This is a genomic window from Streptomyces sp. NPDC058697 (genome assembly GCF_042715345.1).
In the GTDB taxonomy this organism is placed as follows: Bacteria; Actinomycetota; Actinomycetes; order Streptomycetales; family Streptomycetaceae; genus Streptomyces; species Streptomyces liliifuscus.
Map to the genome: position 1 here is coordinate 199,482 of NZ_JBHXSU010000004.1, position 22,930 is coordinate 222,411.

Sequence of the window (22,930 nt, forward strand, 5' to 3'; positions counted from 1 at the left end):
GCCCCCTTGGTACGTGGCGTTCGGCGATCCGACTCAGAACGGAGGGCCCCCTTCAGTGCCCGTGACCGTCCGAAGTCTCTTCGGCAGTCCCTTCAGCGGTCTCGCTGTTGTCGCCGTTGCCTCCCGGCGTCTCACCCGCATGAACGGTGAACTCGGCGGTCCTGACCACGCCTTGGTGCTTGAAGTCGAGGAAGAGTCGGTACGCGCCCGGGCTCGGCGCGGTGGCCGTGAACGAGATGCCGGGGCCCGGCTCGGTCTTTCCGTCCCCGGGTTCGCCGTTGGGGTGGACGTGGAGGTACGCGAGGTCGCCGGAGCGCAGGGCGACCAGGTGGCCGTATGCGCCGAGATAGGGCTGGAGGTCGGTGACGGGCTTGCCGTTGCGGGAGACGTTCAGCTCCAGCTCACCGGCCGCGCCCGGTCGCAGCCCGCCCGCCAGCTTGACCTCGTACCCGTCGACCTTGGCCGTCGTGCTCGCCGCCGGCAGCCCCTTCGGCTCGTACGGGCCCGAGGCCGCGAGGTCGGCGCCGAGGGTCAGGTTCTCGGCGCCCTTCTTGGCCGGGGTGAAGTCGGCGAAGACCCGGTAGCCGCCCGCCCGGGGCAGTTCGACTGGGATGCTCCAGGTGCCGTCGGCGGCACGGGTGGGGTGCAGGTGGCGATAGGTGACCAGGTCGCGCGAGGCCACGATCAGGTGGAGTTCCTTCTCGTGTTCGCGCTTGTACGAGGTCACCGCGCGGCCCTTCTCGTCCTGGATGGTGAAGCGCAGGTCGGCGCGCTGCCGGGCTTCGATCCGGGTGGTCTTGAGGGCGAGGGTGTAGCCGTTCTCGGAGATCTGCAGTCCGCCGGCCGGGAGCGACTGGCCCTCCTGCGCGGACTCCTGCTCCGCGTGGCCCCCTCCTCCCTCCGGCTCCGGTGACGATTCGGCGTGGGTCTCGTGGGTCTCGTGGCTCGCGGGCTCGCGGTCCGCGACGACGGGATCGATGCCCTGGCCCACGCCGTAGGCGGTGCCGAAGGTCGCGGCGAGTGCGGCGGCGAACGCGGTGATCTTCACTCCGGTATGCATGGCCATCTCCTGAGGGACGGGGGCCGAAGGCTGAGAGCGAGGCCCCTCCATGCACTTCAACATACCCCTAGGGGGTATAAAGTCAAGGCGACGGGACGGCTTGCGCCAGATACCCTACAGGGGTATACAGGTTCTCGACAGGCATACCCCCACCCCGTACCTGTGGACCGACCGACTGCATTCACCTGGAGGAACCTATGTCCTCGTCCTGCTGCTCCACCGACGGCTCCTGCTCGACCGCCACCACCGACCGCGCGACAGCCACCGAGGGCGTCACCGTCACCACGACCTACGCCGTGTCCGGCATGACGTGCGGCCACTGCAAGGCCACGCTCACCAAGGTCATCGGCGAGCTGGACGGGGTGACCCGTGTCGACGTCGACCTCGACACCGGGCGGGTCACGGTCGTCGGGACCGCCGAGCCGGACGACGCGCTGATCGCCGAGGTCGTCGACGACGCCGGCTACGAGCTGACCGGCCGGGCCTGACCCCGGGTACTCCCCCGCTCCGGCCGGGGCCACCCATCACCAGGGCCCGGCCATCCACCCCGTACGAGGAGCAGACATGACCACCACGACGACCGGCGCCGAGGTAGAGCTCGCCATCGGCGGCATGACCTGCGCCTCGTGCGCGGCGCGTATCGAGAAGAAGCTCAATCGCATGGACGGGGTCACCGCCACCGTCAACTACGCCACCGAGAAGGCCAAGGTCGCCTACGACGGTGACGTCTCCGTCCAGGACCTGATAGCCACCGTCGAGAAGACCGGGTACACCGCGCACGAGCCGGCGCCGGTGCGCAGCGAGTCCGAGGGTGACGACGAAACGGCGGGCGCGGACGACGAACTGCGGCCGCTGCGCGAGCGGTTGGTCACCGCGGTGGTGCTGGCCGTTCCCGTCGTCGCGATGGCCATGGTCCCGGCCCTGCAGTTCGAGTACTGGCAGTGGCTGTCCCTCACGCTGGCCGCGCCGGTCGTGACGTACGCCGCCTGGCCGTTCCACAGGGCCGCGTTCACCAACGCGCGGCACGGCGCGGCCACCATGGACACGCTGATCTCGGTGGGCACTTCCGCCGCGTTCCTGTGGTCGCTGTGGGCCCTGTTCTTCGGCACCGCGGGCACGCCCGGCATGACGCACCCCTTCGAGCTGACGATCGCCCGGGGCGACGGTGCCGGGAACATCTATCTGGAGGCCGCCGCGGGCGTCACCGCCTTCATCCTGGCGGGCCGGTACTTCGAGGCCCGCTCGAAGCGGAAGGCGGGCGCGGCGCTCAAGGCCCTGCTGGAGCTGGGCGCGAAGGACGTCACGCTTCTGCGCCCCGACGGACGTGAACAGACGGTCCCGACCGCCCAGTTGAAGGTCGGCGACCGCTTCCTCGTACGCCCGGGCGAGAAGATCGCCACGGACGGGACGGTCGTCGAGGGCTCCTCGGCGGTGGACGCCTCGATGCTCACCGGTGAATCGGTGCCGGTGGAGGTGTCCACGGGCGACCCGGTCACCGGCGCCACGATCAACGCGGGGGGCCGGCTGGTCGTCGAGGCCACCCGGGTCGGCGCCGACACCCAACTCGCCCGGATGGCCCGGCTGGTGGAGGACGCGCAGAACGGCAAGGCTTCGGCCCAGCGCCTCGCGGACCGCATCTCCGCCGTGTTCGTGCCCGTCGTGATCGCGCTCGCGCTGGGCACCCTCGGCTTCTGGCTGGGCAACGGGTCCGGGCTGACGGCCGCCTTCACCGCCGCGGTCGCCGTACTGATCATTGCCTGCCCGTGCGCCCTGGGCCTGGCCACCCCGACCGCGCTCATGGTCGGCACCGGGCGCGGCGCCCAGCTCGGCATCCTGATCAAGGGCCCGGAGGTCCTGGAGTCCACCCGCAAGGTCGACACCATCGTCCTCGACAAGACCGGCACCGTCACCACCGGCCGTATGACCCTGCTGGCCGTGCACACCACCGACACGACCGACGAGGCCGAAGTCCTGCGCCTGGCAGGCGCGTTGGAGCACTCGTCCGAGCACCCGATCGCCCGCGCCGTCGCCGACGGGGCACTGGAGAAGCTGGGCTCCCTGCCCACGCCCGAGGACTTCGCGAACGTACCCGGTCTCGGGGTGCAGGGCATCGTCGACGGTCACGCGGTTCTCGTGGGCCGTGAGCGGCTGCTCGCCGAGTGGGCCATGGAACTGCCCGAGGAACTGACCCGGGCGAAGGCAGAGGCCGAGGCCGCCGGACGCACCGCCATCGCGGTCGCCTGGGACGGCGAGGCACAGGCGGTCCTCGAAGTCGCCGACGCGGTGAAGGAGACCAGCGCGGAGGCGATCACGCGGCTGCGCGCCCTCGGCCTGACACCGATCCTGCTGACCGGCGACAACAGGGCCGTGGCCGAGTCGGTCGCCCGTGAGGTCGGCATCTCACTCGAGGACGTCATCGCCGAGGTGCTGCCGCAGGACAAGGTCGACGTCGTCAAGCGGCTCCAGGCCGAGGGCCGTTCGGTCGCGATGGTCGGCGACGGTGTCAACGACGCGGCCGCCCTCGCCCAGGCCGACCTGGGCCTGGCCATGGGCACCGGCACGGACGCCGCGATCGAGGCCGGCGACCTCACGCTCGTACGGGGCGATCTGCGCGCCGCGGCCGACGCCATCCGGCTCGCCCGTCGCACCCTCGGCACCATCCGGTCGAACCTCTTCTGGGCCTTCGCGTACAACGTGGCAGCCCTGCCACTCGCCGCGGCCGGACTGCTCAATCCGATGATCGCCGGAGCGGCCATGGCCTTCTCCTCGGTGTTCGTCGTCGGCAACTCCCTGCGGCTGCGCTCGTTCCGCGCGGCGAACTGACCGGAGGCAGGTGTCGTGCGTTCCTTGCGCCCCAGGCTGCTGACATGCTGCCTGCCGTGGTGACCGTCCGGAGAGCGATCGTCGGGAAGGGGCCCTTGTGGCGACATCGGACTGGCAACCGGTACTCGTACTCCTCGTACTGATCGTCGCGGCCGTCGTACTCCTCCATGCCCTGTCCGTCGCACTGCGGGCGGTCCGCGAGCCCGTGCACACCGGCCCGTTCAGCGGGGGCCTCGAACCTCAGGAGCACCCGCTCTCCCGGTTCCACGTGCGCTGGTACCCCGTCACGATGGTCTTCCTCGCCTTCGACATGGAGATGCTCTTCATGTACCCGTGGACGAAGGTCGTCTCCGCCGTCGGCACCAGCGCGGTCGTCGAGATGTTCCTCTTCCTGGGAATCCTGCTCGCGGGGGTCGTGTACGCCTGGCGCGAGGGGGCGTTCCGATGGAGCTGAGGCGCACACTCGTGCGGGCGGCCGTGTCCCGGCCGGGCGTCCTCCTCGCGGTGTCCCCCGGTGCCACGCGGCAACGGCTCGCCGTGGAAGCGGAGTTGGCGCGTCGCGGCTGGCCGTGTGTGAGCGGACCGGCGGAGACCGATCTGCTGGTCGTTGTCGGCGGCCTCGGGAGCGAGGGCGAGGAGAGCGACGGGGTCGTCGCAGGTCTGTGGCGTGGCATTCCGGCGCCCAAGGCCCGGGTGTGGATCACGGATCCCGAGCGGGTCACCGACGCTCTGGACCGCGGGCTCGCGGACCTCCAGCGCGGAGAGCACGAAGGCCACCACGAGCACCAGCAGCAGGAGCAGGAGCAGCACGGTGCCCCCACTCCGCACTCGGACCACAGCGGTCACGACATGCACAGCGGCCATCACGGTCACGCAGGGCACGACATGGACGGCCTCATCGAGGGACTTCCCATGGCGGACCGGGCCGACGACCGGGACGGTCTGCGGCTCGACGTGCTGCACGTGCCGCTCGGGCCCGTACTCGCCGACTGGCCAGCGGGGCTGATCCTGCGCCTGGCTCTCCAGGGTGACGTCGTTCAGACGGTCGCCGTCGAACCGATGTCCACTCCCCCGTCCCCCCGCCCGCCCTTCTGGAACGAACCCTGGCTGCACGCCACCGCCGGGGGGCACGTCTCGCAGGGCGACGCGGCGCGACGACTGTGCGCGGCCCACCTGGACAGCCTGGGCAGGTTCTTCGCCGTGACGGGTTGGGACGACATGGCCGCACGGACGCGGTACGTACGGGATCGTGCCCTAGCCGGAGCCGCTGCCGCCGAACTCACCTCCCTCGTAAGCCCGTTGATCCGTCGGGCCCAGCGCTCGCGGACGCTGCGGTGGCTGACGACGGGGCTCGGAACGCTGCCCGCCGAGCAGGCACGTCACCACGGGTTGACCGGACCGGCTCTGGTCGCGGACGGGGACGCGTACAACCGCGTGCTCGTGTGGCTCGACGCGCTGGGTCGGAGTGCAGCGGCCTGCGACAGCACCGAAGCGCTGGACGCCGCCGAGGTCGTAGGGCCTCGCGGGAGACTCGACACGCCGGCGCCTCCGTCGAGGGCGCTGCTGGACAGCCTGCCCCGGCTGCTCGAAGGAACGGAGTTCGCCTGCGCGCGGATCATCGTCGCGAGCCTGGATCCGGACCTCGACGAGCTGACTCACGTACCGGCGCCCGGGACGGTCCACAGCCATGGGTGAGCGCGCTCCGCTGTGGGCGGTCCTCGCGCTGCCCGCTCTGCTGGTCGGAGCGGCCCTGGTGACGGCCGGGTTCGACGCCGTGCTCGCGGCCGGAGCTCGGCGCGGGCGGCCCGGATCGCTGCGGGAGACGGCGATCCGCGCGGCGGAACCCGGTCGCCAGGTCCTCCGGCATCTTGTCCAGCAGCCTCGTCGTACCCGGGCGTCGGACCTGCCCCTTGCCCGGATCGGAGCCGGTCTCCTTCCCGTCGCCGCCGTCCTGGCCGCGGTCGTACTGCCGCTCGGCTTCCGGTCGGTGAGCGATCTGCCGGAAGGGATCGTCTGGTTCAACGCGATGGAGGCGTTGGCGTGGGCGGCGGTCTGGCTGGCGGGCTGGGGGCCGAACTCGACGCTCTCGCTCATCGGCGGCTACCGCTTCCTCGCGCAGGGGCTGGCGTACGAGCTGCCGCACATGCTGGCCATCACCACGGCCGCGCTGGGCGCCGAGTCGCTCCGCGTCGGTGAAGTCGTGGACGCCCAGGCCGGGTTGTGGTTCGTGGTGTGGATGCCGGTGGCCTTCGGGATCTATCTGCTGAGTGCCATGGCGATGGCGTTCTGGGGGCCGTTCGACCAGCCCGCCGGACGGGATGTGGCGGGCGGCGCGGGCGGCGAGCTGTCGGGCGCGGACCGGGTGCTGTTCCTGGGTGGGCGTTGGCTGCTGCTGGTCGTGGCGGCGGCGTTCAGCGTGCCGCTCTTCCTGGGCGGCGGGCACGGGCCGCTGCTGCCGGGCTGGGCCTGGACCGTACTCAAGACGGCCGCTGTCCTGGCCTTCCTGGTGGGGGTCCGGCGCGCGATTCCGACCGTACGCATGGATCGCTATCTGGAGCTGGCCTGGGTCGTGCTGACCCCGCTGGCGATCGTGCAGGCGCTGGTCGTGGCCGTGGTGGTGCTGAACCGGTGAGTTCCCTGACGGAAGCGAGGTGACGTACGGCGATGGATGTCGCGGTCTTCTGGGTACTGGCCGTCCTGGCGGTGGTCGGCGGTGTGATGGTGTTCCGCTTCGACTCGATGGCGCGGGCGACGTTCTCCCTGCTGGCCTCGCTGCTGTGCGTGGGCGGCCTGGTCGTCCTGCTGGGACTGGACTACCTGGGCATCGTCATCGTGCTGATGATGACGATCGAGATGGCCATCATGGCGGTCTTCATGGTGATGTACATGATGAACCCGGCCGGGCTCATGCCGATGACGATGATCCACAACAAGAAGGGCGCGGCCGTCGTCTGCGGCCTGGTGTTCGCGCTGCTGGCCGCCGGGATCCTGCTCGCGCCCTGGCCCGCCCGCCGGGGGAAGGCACCCACCGATCCGACCATGGACCTCGGCATGTCGCTCATGGGCCCGCAGATGCTCACCATGATGACCCTGGGCATGGCCCTGTTCGCGACGATCGTCGCCACCGTGGTGCTGGCCACCCGCCGGGGACGGTACGACCGGTTCGGAGACGATCTGCGGGCCCGGCACGCGGACGATCCCGTACGGGGTGGAGTCGGCCGATGAGTCTGGAACTGTTTCTGCTGGCGGCCGCCGCGCTGTTCAGCGTCGGTCTGTTCGGTGCCCTCACCCAGCAGTCCGTCGTGATGCTGATGATGGGCCTTGAGCTGATGCTCGGCGGGGTCATCCTGGCCGCCGCGGCCTCGTGGCACTACATCGCTCCGGCGGCGGCCGAGGGGCAGGTCCTGATCGTGGTGGCGGTCACGGCGATGGCCCTGGAGATGGCGATCGGGTTCGCCGTCGTCACCGCCCTGTTCCGGTCGCGGGAGATCGACATGACCGACATGGCGGCGGAGTTGAAGGAGTGAGCGCTCTGCTGTGGGCGCTGGTCGCCCTGCCCCTCGGCGCCGGTGTACTGCTCCTGGTGGCGGGGCGGCGGGCCGATCGTGCGGCGCCGGGTGTGGCGCTGGCGGTCGCGGCCGTCGCGCTGGGGCTCGCTGTCGCTGCGGCGTTCCGGCATCCGAGCGCGCGGGCACCGTTCCTCGACGGTCTGCCGATGCGACTCGCGGTGGACGGTCTGTCGGGGCTGCTGGCGGTCACGGTCACCGCGGTCACCCTTGCCGTACTCGTCTTCAGCGCGGCGGAGGTCGGCGCGGGCGAGGTCGGCGTGGGCGAGGCGCGGGCGCGGTTCTTCGGGCTGATGCTGCTGTTCGCCGGGAGCATGCTCGTCACGGTCACCGCCGCCACTCTCCCGGTCCTGCTGATGGGCTGGGAGGTCATGGGCGCCACCTCGTGGGCGCTGATCGGCTACTGGTGGCGGGATCCGGAGCGTACGAGTGCGGCCGACACCGCGTTCCTCACGACCCGCGCCGCAGACCTCGGCCTCTATCTGGCGGCGGGTGCGGCACTCGCGAGCAGCAGCAGCAGCGGTCGGAACTCGTCGCTCTCGCTCGACGGGCTCGCGCGGGCCGAAGAGCCATGGCTGTCCTTCATCACCGCGGGCGTGGTCGTCGCCGCCCTCGGCAAGTCGGCCCAACTGCCCTTCAGCTTCTGGCTGTCGAAGGCGATGCGGGGCCCAAGTCCAGTCTCGGCCCTGCTGCACTCAGCAACGATGGTCGTCGCGGGCGCGTACCTGCTCCTGCGGACCGGACCGCTACTGGACGCCTCCGGCTGGGGCGACGACGTGGTCGCCTGGACGGGGGCGGCAACGGCAATCCTCCTCGGATTCGTCGCGATCGCGCAGACCGACCTCAAACAGCTGCTGGCCGCGTCGAGTTGTGCGCAGATCGGCTTCATGGTCCTGGCGGCCGGGGCGGGCGCCACGACCGGCGGCACGCTTCAACTCGTCGCTCATGCGGCGGCGAAGAGTCTGCTGTTTCTCGCGGCGGGCGCCTGGCTGACCGCGCTTGGCACGCAGCAACTGCCCGCGCTGCTCGGCGCGGCGCGCCATCACCGTACGGTCGGCGTCGCCTTCACCGTGGCCGCGCTCTCCTTGGCCGGCCTTCCGCCGCTCTCCCTCTGGGCAGCCAAGGACGTACTGCTGGCCGGTGCCTTGGAGCGCAGTCCGTGGCTGTACGCGGCCGGGCTCGCCGGGGCCCTCCTGTCCGCGGTCTACAGCGCCAAGGCGTTGTGGTTCGTGTGGCGTCCGGCGGTGGCCCGCCCCGATGCCCGGCGCATCCCTGTCGGTGCCGTGTGGCCTCTCGTTCTGTTGGCCGTCGCGTGCATCGCATTGGTGGCGACCGCCTTTCCCCCTGTACGCAACAGCGTGAGCCGTGTCGTCAGCGCCTCCGGTCAACCAGCCCCACACGCCTGGGAGTTCGTGCTCTCCGCCGGTCTGGCTCTTCTCGCCGCCGCGGCCGCCTGGGGCTGGGGTGCGCGCCCGCTGCCCCTGGCCGCGCGGGCGAAGTCGGGGTTCGCCGACTGGCTGGGTCTCGAACGCGCGGCCCATGTCCTGCTGGTCGCGCCCACGATGCGGCTGGCGCGCGCCGCCGCGGCGTTCGACGACCGCGTGCTGGACCGGGCCGTCGACGGTTCCGCCTCCGCCACTGTCCGGCTTGCCCGCTGGACGAACGACGTCGTGGAACATGCCGTCGACGGGACGGTCGGCGCGGTCGCCGCCGGAACCCGTGCCCTCGGCCGCTGGGCCCGCCGCCCGCAGACGGGACAGCTGCACCAGTATCTCGCCCAGGCGGTCGCCGCCTTCACCGTCCTCGCCGTCGTCCTCGTCCTCGTGAGGTGACCCGCTTGCTGACCACCCTCGTCTTCGCGCCCACGGCCGTCGCGCTGTTGTTGTTCGCGCTGCCCCGCCGTACCGCACCTGCCGTTTTCCGCGCGGTCTGGGTGACGGCATCGGCCGTCGAACTGGCCCTGGTCATCGCGGTGTGGGTGGGCTACGAGCCGGGCGGGGGTATGCAGTTCGAGGAGCGCGCCCGCTGGATTCCGGGCGCGGGAGTCAGCTACCACGTCGGCGTCGACGGCCTGTCGCTTCCGCTGCTCGCCCTGACCTGTCTGCTGTTCCTCGCCTGCGCGGTCTACTCGCTGCGCGAGAACCGCCGGATCCGTGAGTTCGCGGCGCTGTTCCTCTTCCTCCAGACCACCTGCTTCGGGCTCTTCGTCGCCCTCGACCTGATCCTGTTCTTCGTCTTCTTCGACCTGTCCATCGTGGCGATGTACTTCGTCATCGCCGGATGGGGCCATCGGCAGGCCGCCCGTGCCGCGTTGAAGTTCTTCCTCTACACGTTCATCGGGTCGCTCGCCCTGCTGCTCGGCTTCATCGGCCTGTACCTCGCCGCGTCGCCGCACACCTTCGACATGGTCGAGCTGGCCGAGCAGAACCCGCTCGCCGGGCGGTCCGTGTACGGGGCCCTGGTGCTGCTGGCCGTCGTGGTCGGTCTCGCGGTGAAGACCCCGACCGTCCCCTTCCACACATGGCTGCCGCTCGCCCATGTCGAGGCGCCCGCCGCCGGTTCGGCGATCCTGGCCGGGGTGCTGCTGAAGATGGGCACGTACGGATTCGTACGCATCGCCATGCCGATCCTCCCCGAGGCCTGGCGCGAGTACGCCCTCGTGCTGGTCGTCATCGGCGTGGTCTCGGTCCTTCACGGGGCACTGGTCGCGCTCGCGCAGACCGACTTCAAGCGGATGGTCGCGTACACCTCCGTGAACCACATGGGATACATCGTGCTGGCGCTCGGCGCGGCCGCCGCGACGGCGGACAGCTCCGAGCAGGCACGTTCCCTCGCCGTCACCGGAGCTGTTACCCAGATGGTGAGTCACGGGCTGCTGACCGGCGCGCTGTTCCTCCTCGCGGGGGTACTCCACGAACGCGGACGCACCTACGACATGGGCGCCTACTCCGGACTCGCCGCCGTGGCACCCGTGTTCGCCGCGATGACGGGCGTCGCGGCCTTCGCCTCGCTCGGGCTTCCCGGCTTCTCCGGATTCATCGCCGAGTTCCAGATCTTCACAGGCAGTCTCGGGCCCCAGCCGCTGGCCACGGCACTCTCGGTGCTCGGCATCGTCCTCACGGCCGGGCTGTTCCTGCGGGCGTTGCGTCAGGTGTTCACGGGGCCGTTGCGGCTGCCCGACGCGCCGGGCACACCGCGGGCGTTCCCCGACATGCGGGGGCACGAGAGCCTGGCCGTCGTGCCGTTGCTCGTCCTGGCCGTCGTCCTCGGGGTGGCTCCGCGCTTCCTGCTGGATGTCATCGAGCCGGCCTCGCGCTCGGTCCTGGAGTTGCTCGCCCGATGACCGAGATGAACGAGAACCCGCTCGACCTACTGCCCGAGGTGCTGCTGGCGGCCTCGGCCGTACTCGGGCTGCTGCTCGGCTCCTGGCTGCCGCGCGCCCGGCAGTGGGCCGTCGGACTGCTGGCGGTCCTCGCGTGCGTGGCGGGGATCGTCGCCGCGTCGGTGGCCGCCGCCGAGCCCGCCACGACGGCCTTCGGCGAGGCCTTCGCCGTCGATACCGTGACCGGCGCGTCCCGGATCGTGGTGCTCGCTGGCACGCTACTCGTCCTCGGTGTCTCCTTCCGCCCCCTGCGAGGGGATCCCCGGGAGAGCGAGTTCTACGTCCTGGTGCAACTGGCCGCCCTGGGCGCGCTGATGATGGCCGGCACCCAGGACCTGCTGCTGTTCGCCGCCGCATATCTCCTGGCGAGCATCCCCGCGTACACGCTCGCCGGGTTCCGCAAGGACGGTCCGGGTACCGAGGCGGCCCTCAAGTACTACGTGGTCGGCGCCCTGCTCGGCGTACTCCTGCTGGCCGGTGTCACCGTCCTGTACGCGACCGGGCTTGCGACCTTGTACCCGATGCTGGGCGACGCTCTGCGCGACGCCCCGGAACCGCTGGTCGCCGTCGGTGCGATCGGGCTGCTGGCGGGTGTGCTGTTCAAGGCGGGCGGCGTGCCGGCGCACTTCTGGGTGCCTGACGCCGTGCAGGGCAGCAGCGCGCCGGTGGCCGCGCTGCTCACCACGCTGCCCAAGATCGGGGCGCTCGCCGCGCTCTTCCGTGTCGGTGACGCGGTCTTCGCGGGCAGCCCGCTGCCGTGGGCGGCGCTGATCGCCGTGCTCGCCGCCGCGTCGATGACGCTGGGCAACCTCGGCGCGTTCTTCCAGCAGGACGTCAAGCGGCTGCTCGCCTACTCGACGATCAGTCAGGTCGGATACCTGCTCCTGCCGGTGGCCGTGTTGGACCGCTCGGATCTCGCACAGCAGGCGTTCCTGTACTACCTCGCCGCCTACACGGTCACCAACCTCGGGGCGTTCGCGGTCGTCTGCGCCCTCCCCCAGGCCCACACGCTGGACGACTACCGGGGTCTCGCCAAGGACCGCCCGCTGCTCGCGGCGAGCCTGGTCATCTGTCTGCTGGGCCTCGTCGGCACCCCGCCGACCGCGGTCTTCCTCGGCAAACTCCAGGCGTTCAGCGCCGTGTTCGACGGCGGATACGCGTGGCTGGCCGTCCTCGCCGCCCTCAACACCGTGGCGTCCCTCTTCTATTACCTGCGCTGGATCGTGCCCGCGGTCTCCCGCGGCGCCTCATCGGGCCTCGCCGACGGGGACCGCACGGCCCGCGTCGTCGCGTATGCGGCCGCGGCCGTCTCCGTCGGACTCGGTCTGGTGGGAGGACCGGTCCTCGACGCGCTGGCCGGGCCGATGAGCCCGTGACCGGCGGCGCGCAGCAGCCATGCCGACGGGGGACGGTCGACGGCCGTCCCCCGTCGGCATGGCTGCTGCGGCAGCGATCCGGGGCCTCCGTCAGGGCTTGGCCGGCTTCACCTTCTTGTCGGTGCCGTTCACCCGCACCGTGACGTTCCCCCGGGTCCGCGCCCGGTCGGCCACGATTCTGTACGACGTGACCTTCCCGTTCCGCCACTCGCAGTCGACCTCGTAGCCGCCGCGGGCGCGGAGCCCGGTGAAGGATCCCTTGGCCTTCCAGCCGTCCGGCAGGGCGGGCAGCAGGTGGATGACGTCGTCGTGGCTCTGCAGGAGCATCTCCGCCACGGCGCCCGTGATACCGAAGTTGCCGTCCATCTGGAAGGGCGGGTGGTTGCCGAACATGTTGGGCAGCGTGTTGTACGTCAGCAGTCCGCGCAGCATGATCTGGGCGCGGTGCCCGTCACCGAGCCGGGCGAAGAGGGCCGCCCGCCAGGGCCAGGTCCACGAGCGACGGCTGTCGCCGGACACCGTCCCGGCCGTGAACGGGACGCCTTCCTTCTCGCCGCACCGCGCCTTGAGCGAGACGAGGGCGGCTGCCGCGAACTCCGATGTCTTCGGGGTGATCTGGCGGCCCGGATAGACCGCGAAGAGATGCGAGGTGTGGCGGTGGATGTCGGTGGGGTCGTCCAAGTCCTCCTGCCACTCCTGGAGTTGACCCCACTTGCCGATCTTGTTCGGCGCCAGGCGTGCCTGCATGTCCGTGACCTTGGCGCGGTAGGCGGGGTCCGCCTTGAGCACCGCCTCGCAGTCGAGGTAGTTCTGGAACAGGTCCCAGATGATCTGCTGGTCGTACATGACGCCGTCCTCGCGCGGCCCGTGCTCGGGGGACCAGCCGTTCGGTGCGACGAGGAGTCCGTCCTCGCGCTCCTTGAGATGATCCTCCCAGAACTCGCAGATCTCCTTGATCATCGGGTAGGCGACAGTGCGGAGATGGCCCAGGTCCTGGGTGAACGCCCAGTGTTCGTACAGGTGTTGGGCGTACCAGGCACTCGCGACGGTGTTCCACTCCCAGGAGTTGCCGCCGAAGATGCTCTGGCTGGTGCGGGCCGTCCAGCCGCGGGTGTCCTTGCCGAAGGCGTTGCGGGTCGCCACGCGGCTGGGCACCGCCACCTGCTCGATGAACCGGACGAGCGCCTCATGGCTCTCAGGCAGGTTCGTAGTCTCGGCTCCCCAGTAGTTCATCTGGATGTTGATGTTGGTGTGGTAGTCCGAGGCCCACGCCGGCTGGTTGCTGTCGTTCCAGAGGCCCTGGAGGTTGGCGGGCAGGCCGTTGGGGCGGGAGGAGCTGATCAGCAGGTACCGGCCGTAGTCGAACATGGCCTGCTCGAGTGTCGGGTCCTCGCCGCCCGCCGCGTAGCGCGCGAGCCTGGCGTCGGTCGGCAGCGCGACGACGGCGTCGTCGGAGGTGCCCCAGGCGACCGAGACACGGTTCATGAGGGCGCGTATCTCGGCGGTGTGCTCGTCGCGCAACTTGTTGTAGGACCTGGCGGTCGCCTTGGCGAGCGTCGTGGCGACGATCGGTGCCGGATCCGGTCCGCGCCACCCGGCGGCGGCGTCGAGCTTGTAGTCGGTGCGGGCGTCGAGGAACAGGGTGAGGGTCGTGCAGCCGCTGAACCGGAGCACCGACCCGTCGGCGCGGAGGTCGCCGTCAGTGTGTACAGCCCGGACGGTGCACGTGTGCTTGAGTCCGTTGCCCATGACACCGCTGAAAGCGATCCGCCCTGCGGCGGCGTCGACTGTCGTCGGGGCCTCGTCCTGTCCGGACGTCAGCGAGATCGCTCCGGAGAGGGCCCGGGCATCGTCCGACGTGTACCGGAAGACCATGACGTCCGAGGACCGGCCGGCGAAGGCCTCACGCAGGACGCGCTGTCCGGGCGCGCCGAAGCGGGTGACGTGGACGCCGTTCACGAAGTCGAGGCTGCGCTGGTAGTCGACGACCGACCGCTGTCTGCGCGTGTCGAAGCCCGCGCCTTCCAGCGCGATCCCCGCGATCTGGAAGCCGCGTGAGGACGCGCCGGGGGTCAGGGTGAGCCGGTAGGCGCGGTAGGCCGTGCTGTTGGTGATCCGGAAGGTCCGGCTCTTGCCGCGGTCGGCGAACGGCGCTCCGGAGTTCTGCGTGTCGAGGGTCGTCCAGGCACGCCCGTCCTGCGACGCCTCCAGCACCCATCGCCGGGGGTCGTCCCGCGGCCGGTCCGGGGCGGCCGTCAGCGTGTACGAGGTGATGGCGACCGGGCGGGGCAGGTCGGCATGCCATACGACCTTCGGCTCGGCGTCGTCGACCCGCCAGACCGTGGCCGGATCACCGTCCACCGATCTGGAGATGTCCGTGCCACGGGACTTGGACCTGGCGTCGGCACCGGCGCTGGCACCGGCACCGGCACCGGATCCCTTGGAGTGGCCGCTCGGTGACGACAGATAGATCGAACCGCCCCCGTCGAGGTCGACACCGGACAGGCCGATCTCGCTCACCTGGAAGTGGCTGATGCCTGCCTTGGGAACGAAGTCGAACCGGTAGAAGCGGTAGGCCGAGGTGTCGGAGCCTGTGTCGGCACAGGTGAACTCCTTCGTCTGGAAACGGCTCTCGAAGGGCGCCTCCAGCGTGCGGCTGTCCAGCGTGGTCCAGGTGGTGCCGTCGGCCGAACCGGAGAACTTCCACTCCTGCGGGTCCCGCTCCGGCACATCGTTGGCACTCGTCAGACGGTAGGACGTGACCTCGACGGGTTCGGGAAGCTCGACCTGCCACTGCACCTTCGAACCCGGCCCGTCGATGCACCACTTGGTGCTCGATTCACCGTCGTACGTCCTGTCGACACCCTCCGACGAGGAGCTGCTGTACGGTCCGCCCGGGGCCGTGATCCTCGGTCTCGCACGGGGAGCGAAGGTGACGACCATGTCGCCGAAGTTCCGGTATGAGCCGAAGCCGGTCATGCCGGTGTCGAAGTCGCTGTCCGGCTTGCCGGCGAGAGCGTTGTCGTAGTTGTTGAGGCCGCCCCACAGGCTCTGTTCGTTGAACTGGATGCGCTCCTCGTAGGGATCGGCGAAGAGCATGGCACCGAGTCGGCCGTTGCCGATCGGCAGGGCCTGCGACTGCCAGTCCAGGGCGGGTACGGAGTACTTCAGCGCCTTGCGCGACAGGGTCGGCCACTGGACGGCGGCCGGTACGCCGGTCCCCGCGGCGACGGCCTGTCCCGCAAAGGTTCCGCCGGTCACCTGAGTGATCAGAGGGGCAAGGGCGAAGGCTCCGCCGAACTTGAGGATGCTTCGTCGCTGCGGTTGGGATTCATTGATCACGGTGAGGTCTCCCGGCCCATTCATCGGCTCTATCGCAGAGGATGTCGCAGCCACATCGACACCTGTCGAGGGCGCGATCATCGTCGCCGGGGAATAGATCGGATGTCTAGAGGTGTGCAGCAGTTGACGCAGCGGGGCGTGAGGAAGCGGCCTCGGGCTGGGCTTCCGCCCGCCCGAGGCCGCGTGAAACATCTGGCACGGCACTCCACCTGCCGCGGTGGGTGCTGCGGAGCGCGTCCGACGGTTCGTCAGTAGACGGTCAGGCCGTAGGCACTCAGCACTTCCTGGATCGGCTGGTAGAAGGTGGTCCCTCCCGAGGTGCAGTTCCCGGAGCCGCCGGAGAGGATGCCGATGACCTTGTCGCCCGCGTAGAGCGGACCGCCGCTGTCACCGGGCTCGGCGCAGATGTTGGTCTGGATCAGCCCGTAGACAATGTCTCCGCCCCCGTAGTTGACGGTCGCGTTGAGCGCGGTGACCCTGCCGCAGCGGACCCCGGTGGTCGCTCCCCGACGGCAGACGCTCTGGCCGACGTAGGCGGTCGCGGTCCCGTTGACATCGACGGTTCCGATGGTGCCGGGGTGCGGCACGGCCGGGTTGGAGTACCGGACGACACCGAAGTCGTTGCCGGGGAAGCTCGTGCCGGTGGTCGGGCCGACCGTCGTGGTCAGGCCGGAACTGGTGTACCAGGTGGGCAGACCGTCGGTGCAGTGGCCTGCGGTGACGAAGTAGTAGGTGGACCCGCTCACCACGTTGACCCCGACCGAGCAGCGCCAACTGGACGTGTAGATGGCGTCGCCGCCCGACAGAAGCGTGCGCAGCCGGCCGTCGACCCGTTCCACGGTCATGGCACCCGCGAAGCCGCCGGTGGCCCGACGGACTGCGGCCAGGTCCGCTTCCCCGACCGTGGAGTCGGCGAGCACCCGCAGCTTCCCGGTCTTCTCGTCCACGGCCCAGCTCGTCCCGGCGGTCCCCAGGGATTCGACGGCCGAGGCCGCGCCGGACACCGAGGCGGCGGATGGTGCGGCGCCGGCCGTGGGCGCCGCGGTCGCGTTGGTGCCGGACACCGCCAGGGCGGCCACGACGAGCAGGCTCAACACCGAGGCGGCGAGCCGGGAACGTCCGATGGTGGTACCGCGTGCTCTCATCACCCGAATCTCCCCGAAGACGGTCGGTCAGGTTCACGCGCGCCCGACTGGTCACCGGGCGTGCCGTGCTTCCGTGCCGTGATGGCTTCCGTGCCGTGATGGCTTCCGTGCCGTGATGCTGGTGCGTGCGCGGTTGCGAAGGGCGCGTCCGTGCCCCCGACATCCCGTCGGGGACACGTGATGGCTCACGGCTGCGGCGGGACGCGGCCACGGTGTGACCGACGAGGCCCGGTGGAAGCCGGCCAACGCCTCATTGTCCCCGGCGGTGCCCAGCAGGGGTAGGCCGTCTCCGGCCGTTGGACCCACAACTGACCGACCTGGTGGGCGGTTTCGCCCCAGAGCCCCAGGACCCCAGGGGCCCCGGTCTCCGACACCTGTTCCCGGATCTGCGTATCCGCCGGCACCGCAGATCCGGGAGCGTGGCTCAGAAGGTCAGCTTCCAGCTGTCGATGTAGCCCGTGTCGATCGAGTATCGGTCCTGGACGCGGAGTTTCCATGTGCCGTCCGCCGGTTCGGCGGAGGCGTCGACGGTGTACGTCGTGTGTACGTCGTCGCCGTCGTCGTCGGAGACGTCCTTCAGCCGGTACGTCGTGCCGCCGGGGCCGACCAGATCGACCACCAGGTCGCCGCGGTAGGTGTGGACGATGTCCACCGAGACCTGGAGGGTGCTCGGCGCGTTGCCGGGGCGGCCGGTCACGATGAGCGGGGACTCGACCGGATCGCCCGCGTCGGGGATCCGCACATTGCCCGGGTTGACGAAGAAGTCGCCGCCGGAGGGGATGACGCTCCAGGCGAAGCCCGCCTCGGCGCCGGATCCGTCCGCGACGCTCACCTTCACGGTCGGGGTGAACTCCCCCGTCTCGGACGGGATTCCGGAGATGACACCCGTCTCGTGGTCGATGGCCAGGCCGTCGGGCAGGCCGGTGGCCTCGTAGGTGAGGCCGCCCGGACGGCTGGTGTCCGCCGTGATCCCCAGCGTGGCGGGCTGGCCGACCGCGGATTCCTGGCCGGCGGGCGCCGTCAGCGCGACGTGGTTGACGAAGCGCGGGCCGACGTTCACCGCCGCCCAGGTGTTGCCGACGGCCTCGTACGCCTCGCTTGACCGGCCGAACAGGTCGGCGGCGGCCTGGAGGGTCGCTACGCGGGCGCCCGCGAAGTCGGTGGTGGACGTCATGTACGTGGTCAGCGCCCGGTACCAGACGTTCGTGGCGTTGTGCAGGCCGAGGCCGGGGACCGGCTCGCCGTCGTGGGTCGGGCTGTCGTAGCCGACGCCGTTGACGGTCTTCTGCCCGCTGCCCTCGGCGAGGAGGTAGAAGAAGTGGTTCGCCACGCCGGAGGAGAAGTGCGGGTCGAGCCCCTCGGTTTCCGAGGACCAGTAGTCCTGGGACAAGCCGTCCTTGGAGGGCTGGTCCATGTAGCGCAGCGGGGTGCCGTCGCCGTTGATGTCGATCCGCTCGCCGACCTCGTAGTCGGGCACGTCGTTCGGGTTGTTCGTGAAGAACTCCACGGCGGCGGCCATGATGTCGCTGCTGCCCTCGTTCAGACCGCCGGACTCGCCGTTGTAGTAGTACAGGTCCGCCGTGGCGCTGGTGACGCCGTGGGTCATCTCATGGGCGGCGACGTCGAGCGCGGTCAGCGGGTTCTCGTTGTCCTTGCCGTCTCCGTAGAGCATGCAGAAGCAGTCGTCGTCCCAGTAGGCGTTGACAACGTTGTTCCCGTAGTGGACCCGGGAGGACGCGCCGACACCGTCGTTGGCTATTCCGTTGCGGCCGAACCGGTCGTGGTAGAAGTCCCAGGTCTTCTGGGCGCCGTACGCGGCGTCCGCGGCGGCGGTCTCGCGGTTGGCCGGGTCTCCGTCGCCCCAGAGGTCGTCGGCGCCGGTGAAGAGCGTGCCGGTGCCACTCGTGGCGCCGCCCAGGTCGTACGTCCTGTGGCCGCCGCGCTGAGTGTCGGTCAGTTCGAATACGTCCCCGTTGCGGGTGCTGCCGAGATTGACCTCGCCGCTGAACTGGCCTTTGCCCACGCCGGGGTGGACGGTCTCGAACTCGCGCAGCTTCTTGCCGCTCTTCGCGTCGGTGACGACATGCACCTCGCGCGGAGAGCCGTCGTCCTCGACGCCGGTGACCACCGACTCCCAGGCGAGGGCGGGTGCGCCGTCGGCCGCCCAGACGACCAGTCGTGGTGTTCCGTCCGCCTGCAGCTGCCCGGTGCCGTCGGCCTTGGCGGCGGCGAGCGCCGACTTCTTCGCCGTGGAGGCGGTGACCGTGGCGTCGGTCGTCGGTACGGACACCGGAGCGTCGGTCGCCCTGGTGACGGTCCGGCCGGTGGCGCGCTGATGGACCACCAGGTCTCCGCCGAGGACGGGGAGTCCGGCGAAGGTGCGCTCGTAGCGGGTGTGGACGGTGCCGTCGGCGTCCTTGATGACGTCCTTAGGCAGCAGCTTCTCCTTGGCGCCCAGCTTCAGGGAACCGGCGGTGGCCTTGGCGGAGTTCGCCGCCGCCTTCAGAAGGCCGGCGCGCCGGTCGGGGGTGAGCGGGACGGGAGCCGCGCCCGCTCTGGGCTCCGCGGCGATCCGGGCCCGGTCCGGGACCTGGCTGGGCTGGGCGGACGCTCCGGTGGCCGGCGCGGTCGCCGCGGCGATGAGGGCGGTCACGACGACCAGCGCACCTCCGGCGACGCGCTGGGAGCTACGAGAGGGTCCGGGCCTGCGGGGACGTAAGGATCTCGGCACTCCTGCTCCTTCCGGCCGCTCGATGGCGGCCGTGTGGGAAGACCGGATGGCGGTGTCGGCCATCCGGGGAGAACGTGCGATGAGTGCCGCGCGGCGTGGAGATCTTCACACTGAAAGGTCGTCAGTGTCATGGCCCGAACAGACAGTTGTCCGGAATGAGGTCTTGCCGTTCACGTCCGAACGGGCATGGGGCGAGGGCGACATGGGCCTTTACACGACGTAAACAATCGCCCCACGGGTGCCTCCTCGGCCACATCAGTTGCCGGGTTGCACAAAGCGGGGGGCGAATCGCCCTTGCTCAGGCGGCGCCCCGGCCGGCGAGGACCGTTTCGCGGAACGAGGCCACCACGGGGCGGAGATCGACCCGGTGCCAGGCCGCCCACAGCTGAACGGACCCTCCGTGCCAAGGCAGTTCGCGTACCGCGACGCCGTCGGTCGTGCCGCGCATCATGCTCTTCTGGATGAGTGCGACGCCGAGACCGGAGGCGACCAGGCCCAGTGCGGTGAGTGGATCGGCCGCGTCGAGACGGATGTCCGGGGTGAAGCCGGAGGCCACGCATGAGGCGACGAACGTGTCGCGCCAGGCCGGGTCCTGGGGGTCGCCCACCGCGATCCACGGCTGGCCGTCGAGCGCTTCGGAGGTCAACTCCCCCTGCCCCGCGAGGGGATGCTCCGCGGGCAGCGCGAGCAGCAGAGGATCCTGCAGCAATGGGGCCGTGTTCAGGTCCGGGTCGTCCTCGGACGGCGGTGTGCGCACCAGCGCGATGTCCAGGCTGCGCTGACGCAGTCCCTCGAACTGCTCGGCCGACTCCTGGTCGTACAGGGCGACGTGGATGCCCGGGCGCTGATCACGCAGTGTGCGCAGGGCGGTGGGCAGGATGCCCGTGTGCATGGCGTCGGCCACGTAGCCGATGCACAGGCCGCCCTCCTCGCCCCGGCCGAGCCGCCGGCCGAGGTTCTCCAGCCGGTCCGCGTGGCGCAGCAGGGCACGCGCCTCGGTCAGGAAGACGCGGCCGTCGGAGGTCAGCCGGATGCGCTGCTGGCTGCGTTCGAAGAGGGTCAGGCCCAGGTTCTTCTCCAGCTGGGCGATCTGCCGGCTGAGAGGCGACTGGGAGATGTGCAGCCGCTCGGCGGCACGGCCGACGTGTTCGGCCTCGGCGACGGCGACGAAGTAGCGGAGTTGTCGCAGGTCAAGCATGTAGGACCTCGGAGGACTCAAGTATGTCGAAGCAAGTCTTGGACAGTCTCATCCATGGATCCTAGCCTCGAACACGCAAGGACGACGGATCGCACATTCAGTGACGAATCCGCCGCAATCGGTATCACCCTCGCTATCGCAAGGATCCCCCCATGAGCATCAAGCCCCTCCTGCCCGGCACCCTCGGCTTCGGCACCGCACCGCTCGGCAACATGTTCCGCGCCATCCCCGACGAGGAGGCCGCGGCCACCGTCGAAGCCGCCTGGGACCAGGGCATCCGCTACTTCGACACCGCGCCCTTCTACGGCGCCGGCCTCTCCGAGATCCGGCTCGGCGACGTACTGGCGCAGCACCCCCGCGACGAGTTCGTCCTCAGCACGAAGGTCGGCCGCGTCATCTTCGACGAGATCGAGGACCCGGCCGTACGCGACCTCGGCGAGAAGGGCGGCCTCTTCGAGCACGGCCGCCCGAACAAGATGGTCAACGACTACACCGCCGACGCCACCCTCCGCTCCATCGAGGACAGCCTCAAGCGCCTGCGGACGGACCGCCTCGACATCGTGTGGGTGCACGACGTCGCCCAGGACTTCTACGGGGACGAGTGGCTGGCCGCCTACGAGAGCGCCCGCACCGGCGCCTTCCGCGTACTGCAGAAGCTGCGCGAGGAGGGTGTCATCAAGGGCTGGGGCCTGGGCGTGAACCGCGTGGAGCCCCTGGAGCTCACCCTCGACCTGGACGAGCCGAAGCCGGACGCCTTCCTCCTCGCCGGCCGCTACACCCTCCTCGACCACGACCGTGCCCTGCAGCGGCTGCTGCCTGCCGCTGCCGCCCAGGACGTCGACATCGTGGTGGGCGGCCCCTACAGCTCGGGCATCCTCGCCGGCGGCACGCACTTCGAGTACCAGCAGGCGCCCGCGCACATCATCGACAAGGTGGAGCGGATCAAGGCGCTCGCCGAGCGGCACGGGGTCGGCATCAAGTCCGCCGCGCTGCAGTTCTCCCTCGCCCACCCCGCGACGGCAGCCGTGATCCCCGGCGCCACCAAGCCCAGCCGCATCGCCGAGGACGTCGCCGCTCTCGGAGAGACGATCCCGGCCGCGTTCTGGACGGACCTGCGCGAGGAGCGGCTGATAGCCCAGGACGCTCCCGTACCCGCCACCGCCTGACCCGGTCGCCTCACACGCCTCACACACCCGCACACCCGCACACCCGCACACCCGCACACCCGCACACCCGCACACCCGCAGGAGGTTCCCGTGGCCACGACCGCCGCAACCCTCGACATCCCCGCCTCCCCCGACCGCGTCTGGCAGCTCATCGGCGGCTTCGACTCACTGCCCGACTGGCTCCCGTACATCCCCGCCAGCGAACTCAGCGAGGGCGGACGTGTCCGCAGTCTCCGCAACGAGGACGGCGGTGTGATCGTCGAGCGCCTCGAAGCCTTCGACGACAAGGCCCGCACCTACAGCTACTCCATCCTCCAGGCGCCGTTCCCCGTCACCGGCTACCTCTCCACCCTCACGGTGCACGAGGTCCCCGGGCAGGACACGGCCCGTGTGGAGTGGTCCGGCACCTTCACACCGGACGGCGTCAGCGACGACGAAGCCATCGCCCTGTTCCACGGCATCTACGCGGACGGCCTCGCCGCACTGAACCAAACGCTCACCGTTCGCAGCAATCGCGCGTAGCAAGGCGCCATGCTCGGCCTGCCCGCCGTTTCCGAGGTCAGCCGGCGGTGGGGCGGGGCCAGGTGCCGCCCAGCCACGCGGTGGCCTCTCGCGGGGAACGCAGGTGGACGACTTTCAGGGGCGCGAAGCGTGGGTCGGTCGTGCGGCGGTTGATCTCGGCGCGGCGGCCCGCGTGCTGGGTCCAGGAGGACCACGCGGGGTGGTCGCCGCTGAACCAGGAGGACAGGGTCTCCACGTTGCCGCCGAAGACCCGCTCGCGCAGCAGGGTCCGTCGCAGGGATCTGCGCAGTACGCGCGGCATGACGACGGCTCTGGGGTAGTCGAGCCAGATCACGGTGTCGGCGCTGGTCCACAGCAGGTCACGGACCTCGGGGTGGCCGAAGGAATCGAAGATCCAGCCGGGGGTGGCCGCGATCTTCGCGACCTGTCGGTGAAGGTCGGGGTCGACCGCCCAGCCGGGGCCGGTGAACACGAGCGAGTCCATCTCGTGGAACGGCAACCGGAGCCGGGCGGCGAGGGCCTGCGCCATGGTGGTCTTGCCGGCTCCGGTGATGCCGGCGACGAGGATGCGTTGCACGCCCGGATGCTACGGGCATCGGTCGGCCTTCGGCGAAGCCGT

At 70.4% G+C, this 22,930-nt stretch carries 18 protein-coding genes; 12 read left to right on the forward strand and 6 right to left on the reverse strand.

Annotated features, from left to right (window positions below; genetic code table 11):
• Positions 1-52 precede the first annotated feature (52 nt).
• Positions 53-1,060, reverse strand: a complete 1,008-nt coding sequence (locus tag ACFWXQ_RS11770) for a hypothetical protein (RefSeq protein WP_383946392.1) — start codon at positions 1,058-1,060, stop codon at positions 53-55.
• 197 nt (positions 1,061-1,257) lie between these two features.
• Here ACFWXQ_RS11770 and ACFWXQ_RS11775 point away from each other — a divergent pair, with 197 nt between their 5' ends.
• From ACFWXQ_RS11775 to ACFWXQ_RS11820, 10 genes are all read left to right on the forward strand, one after another.
• A complete protein-coding gene (locus ACFWXQ_RS11775; protein ID WP_383946389.1) occupies positions 1,258-1,548 on the forward strand; it encodes a heavy-metal-associated domain-containing protein in 291 nt (96 codons plus the stop codon).
• Between the two features lie 76 nt (positions 1,549-1,624).
• Positions 1,625-3,883: a heavy metal translocating P-type ATPase gene (locus ACFWXQ_RS11780; protein ID WP_383946386.1), complete on the forward strand. Its 2,259-nt coding sequence runs from the start codon at positions 1,625-1,627 to the stop codon at positions 3,881-3,883.
• A gap of 97 nt (positions 3,884-3,980) precedes the next feature.
• Positions 3,981-4,337 carry an NADH-quinone oxidoreductase subunit A gene (locus ACFWXQ_RS11785; protein WP_383946383.1) on the forward strand — a complete coding sequence of 119 codons (357 nt, stop codon included), beginning with the start codon at positions 3,981-3,983 and terminating at the stop codon, positions 4,335-4,337.
• Complete coding sequence (locus ACFWXQ_RS11790; protein ID WP_383946380.1) at positions 4,328-5,578, forward strand: hypothetical protein; 1,251 nt, start codon at positions 4,328-4,330, stop codon at positions 5,576-5,578. Before ACFWXQ_RS11785 ends, ACFWXQ_RS11790 begins: the two co-directional genes overlap by 10 nt.
• The gene (locus ACFWXQ_RS11795) at positions 5,571-6,515 is read left to right on the forward strand and encodes an NADH-quinone oxidoreductase subunit H (RefSeq protein WP_383946377.1); all 945 of its coding nucleotides are present in this window, start codon (positions 5,571-5,573) and stop codon (positions 6,513-6,515) included. Before ACFWXQ_RS11790 ends, ACFWXQ_RS11795 begins: the two co-directional genes overlap by 8 nt.
• A 32-nt stretch (positions 6,516-6,547) precedes the next feature.
• On the forward strand, positions 6,548-7,108 hold the full coding sequence (locus ACFWXQ_RS11800) for an NADH-quinone oxidoreductase subunit J (protein ID WP_383946374.1): 561 nt from the start codon (positions 6,548-6,550) through the stop codon (positions 7,106-7,108).
• Positions 7,105-7,410: an NADH-quinone oxidoreductase subunit NuoK gene (locus ACFWXQ_RS11805; RefSeq protein WP_383946371.1), complete on the forward strand. Its 306-nt coding sequence runs from the start codon at positions 7,105-7,107 to the stop codon at positions 7,408-7,410. Before ACFWXQ_RS11800 ends, ACFWXQ_RS11805 begins: the two co-directional genes overlap by 4 nt.
• Positions 7,407-9,281 (forward strand): NADH-quinone oxidoreductase subunit L, encoded by a 1,875-nt coding sequence (locus ACFWXQ_RS11810; protein ID WP_383946368.1) that lies wholly within the window; start codon positions 7,407-7,409, stop codon positions 9,279-9,281. The genes ACFWXQ_RS11805 and ACFWXQ_RS11810 overlap by 4 nt, the downstream gene beginning before the upstream one ends.
• A gap of 5 nt (positions 9,282-9,286) precedes the next feature.
• Positions 9,287-10,792 carry a NuoM family protein gene (locus ACFWXQ_RS11815; RefSeq protein ID WP_383946366.1) on the forward strand — a complete coding sequence of 502 codons (1,506 nt, stop codon included), beginning with the start codon at positions 9,287-9,289 and terminating at the stop codon, positions 10,790-10,792.
• Positions 10,789-12,207 carry an NADH-quinone oxidoreductase subunit N gene (locus ACFWXQ_RS11820; RefSeq protein ID WP_386268067.1) on the forward strand — a complete coding sequence of 473 codons (1,419 nt, stop codon included), beginning with the start codon at positions 10,789-10,791 and terminating at the stop codon, positions 12,205-12,207. The genes ACFWXQ_RS11815 and ACFWXQ_RS11820 overlap by 4 nt, the downstream gene beginning before the upstream one ends.
• Positions 12,208-12,297: 90 nt before the next feature.
• Here ACFWXQ_RS11820 and ACFWXQ_RS11825 read toward each other — a convergent pair whose 3' ends face one another.
• The 4 genes from ACFWXQ_RS11825 to ACFWXQ_RS11840 form a co-directional block, all read right to left on the reverse strand.
• The gene (locus ACFWXQ_RS11825) at positions 12,298-15,549 is read right to left on the reverse strand and encodes a glycoside hydrolase N-terminal domain-containing protein (RefSeq protein WP_386268069.1); all 3,252 of its coding nucleotides are present in this window, start codon (positions 15,547-15,549) and stop codon (positions 12,298-12,300) included.
• Positions 15,550-15,797: 248 nt separating this feature from the next.
• Positions 15,798-16,694, reverse strand: coding sequence for a S1 family peptidase (locus ACFWXQ_RS11830; protein ID WP_383954827.1), 897 nt, complete (start codon positions 16,692-16,694; stop codon positions 15,798-15,800).
• A 424-nt stretch (positions 16,695-17,118) separates the two neighbouring features.
• On the reverse strand, positions 17,119-19,488 hold the full coding sequence (locus ACFWXQ_RS11835) for a M4 family metallopeptidase (protein ID WP_383954829.1): 2,370 nt from the start codon (positions 19,486-19,488) through the stop codon (positions 17,119-17,121).
• A 235-nt stretch (positions 19,489-19,723) separates the two neighbouring features.
• On the reverse strand, positions 19,724-20,623 hold the full coding sequence (locus ACFWXQ_RS11840) for a LysR substrate-binding domain-containing protein (RefSeq protein ID WP_383954831.1): 900 nt from the start codon (positions 20,621-20,623) through the stop codon (positions 19,724-19,726).
• A 152-nt stretch (positions 20,624-20,775) separates the two neighbouring features.
• On the opposite strand from ACFWXQ_RS11840, the gene ACFWXQ_RS11845 reads away from it, so the two are divergent.
• Both ACFWXQ_RS11845 and ACFWXQ_RS11850 read left to right on the forward strand, forming a co-directional pair.
• Positions 20,776-21,789, forward strand: a complete 1,014-nt coding sequence (locus ACFWXQ_RS11845) for an aldo/keto reductase (protein ID WP_383954832.1) — start codon at positions 20,776-20,778, stop codon at positions 21,787-21,789.
• Between the two features lie 90 nt (positions 21,790-21,879).
• The gene (locus ACFWXQ_RS11850; protein ID WP_383954834.1) at positions 21,880-22,311 is read left to right on the forward strand and encodes an SRPBCC family protein; all 432 of its coding nucleotides are present in this window, start codon (positions 21,880-21,882) and stop codon (positions 22,309-22,311) included.
• Between the two features lie 37 nt (positions 22,312-22,348).
• Here the strand turns inward: ACFWXQ_RS11850 and ACFWXQ_RS11855 are convergent, their stop codons facing one another.
• On the reverse strand, positions 22,349-22,888 hold the full coding sequence (locus ACFWXQ_RS11855) for an AAA family ATPase (protein ID WP_383954836.1): 540 nt from the start codon (positions 22,886-22,888) through the stop codon (positions 22,349-22,351).
• Positions 22,889-22,930 lie beyond the last annotated feature (42 nt).

Bases quoted from the DNA above. Each gene is read 5' to 3' on its own strand.
- ACFWXQ_RS11840 (WP_383954831.1), bottom strand. From the start codon at position 20,623: ATGCTTGACCTGCGACAACTCCGCTACTTCGTCGCCGTCGCCGAGGCC.
- ACFWXQ_RS11790 (WP_383946380.1), top strand. From the start codon at position 4,328: ATGGAGCTGAGGCGCACACTCGTGCGGGCGGCCGTGTCCCGGCCGGGC.
- ACFWXQ_RS11805 (WP_383946371.1), top strand. From the start codon at position 7,105: ATGAGTCTGGAACTGTTTCTGCTGGCGGCCGCCGCGCTGTTCAGCGTC.
- ACFWXQ_RS11845 (WP_383954832.1), top strand. From the start codon at position 20,776: ATGAGCATCAAGCCCCTCCTGCCCGGCACCCTCGGCTTCGGCACCGCA.
- ACFWXQ_RS11795 (WP_383946377.1), top strand. From the start codon at position 5,571: ATGGGTGAGCGCGCTCCGCTGTGGGCGGTCCTCGCGCTGCCCGCTCTG.
- ACFWXQ_RS11830 (WP_383954827.1), bottom strand. From the start codon at position 16,694: ATGAGAGCACGCGGTACCACCATCGGACGTTCCCGGCTCGCCGCCTCG.
- ACFWXQ_RS11775 (WP_383946389.1), top strand. From the start codon at position 1,258: ATGTCCTCGTCCTGCTGCTCCACCGACGGCTCCTGCTCGACCGCCACC.
- ACFWXQ_RS11835 (WP_383954829.1), bottom strand. From the start codon at position 19,488: ATGGCCGACACCGCCATCCGGTCTTCCCACACGGCCGCCATCGAGCGG.
- ACFWXQ_RS11820 (WP_386268067.1), top strand. From the start codon at position 10,789: ATGACCGAGATGAACGAGAACCCGCTCGACCTACTGCCCGAGGTGCTG.
- ACFWXQ_RS11780 (WP_383946386.1), top strand. From the start codon at position 1,625: ATGACCACCACGACGACCGGCGCCGAGGTAGAGCTCGCCATCGGCGGC.
- ACFWXQ_RS11770 (WP_383946392.1), bottom strand. From the start codon at position 1,060: ATGCATACCGGAGTGAAGATCACCGCGTTCGCCGCCGCACTCGCCGCG.
- ACFWXQ_RS11800 (WP_383946374.1), top strand. From the start codon at position 6,548: ATGGATGTCGCGGTCTTCTGGGTACTGGCCGTCCTGGCGGTGGTCGGC.